The following is an 870-nucleotide window of genomic DNA, read 5'->3' as shown; positions in this document are numbered from 1 at the left end:
GGTGGATCAGGGTTTCATGTCAGGCTGCTAATCTCGTTGGTTCTGTTTTGCTTGCATAGGCCTCATTCGGGGTCAAGATGCCGTGGGTGGAGTGCGGCCGTTCGGCGTTGTAATAGGCCAGCCATTTTCCGATGCCGGTTTTCGCCTCTGACCCTTTCTCAAACGCGTGCAAATAGACACATTCGTACTTGAGGGACCTCCACAGCCGTTCGATCATTCGGTTATCAATCCACCGCCCTTTGCCATCCATGCTGATCTTGATCTTAGCTTCGGTCAGCACGTCGATCCAATCTCCGCTGGTGAACTGTGATCCTTGGTCGGTGTTGCAGATCTCCGGCGTGCCATGTTTTGCCAATGCCTCTTTCAGTGCTTCGATGCAGAACGCAGCGTCCATGCTGTTGGAGAGCCGCCAGGCCAAAACCTTGCGGCTAAACCAGTCCATGATCGCCACGAGATACAGGAAGCCACGCCGCATCGGAATATAAGTGATATCTGCGCACCAGACCTGGTTTGGACGGTCAATCGCCACGTTCCGTAGCAAGTATGGCCAGATCTTATGCTGCGGGTGTTTTTTGCTGGTGTTGGGCTCTTGGTAGATCGGCACCAACCGCATGAGGCGCATCAAACGGCGGACACGATGCCGCCCGCATGCGTGGGTGTTGCGCTTCATATGACGTGCTATTTGGCGCGATCCGTACCACGGCGTCTCCAAGAACTGCTTGTCGATGATCGCCATAAACCGCAGGTTCTCGGCGCTCTCGCCCTTCGGCTCATAGTACAGATTTGACCGCGCCAATGTCAGCAACGCACATTGGCGGCGAACGCTTAGCTTATGGTTTCCGCTCACCATTTTTTGCCTCGCGTCCCGAG

General features: G+C 55.1%; 1 protein-coding gene. It reads right to left on the bottom strand.

What is annotated here, in order from left to right; all coding sequences use genetic code 11:
- Positions 1-19 precede the first annotated feature (19 nt).
- Positions 20-870, bottom strand: an 851-nt coding sequence (locus ROG8370_RS19955; RefSeq protein WP_085828844.1) for an IS3 family transposase, incomplete at its 5' end; no start/stop codon positions are given.

The organism is Roseovarius gaetbuli, assembly GCF_900172365.1.
GTDB classification, from domain to species: Bacteria; Pseudomonadota; Alphaproteobacteria; order Rhodobacterales; family Rhodobacteraceae; genus Roseovarius; species Roseovarius gaetbuli.
This window is presented reverse-complemented; position numbering and strand designations above follow the sequence as displayed.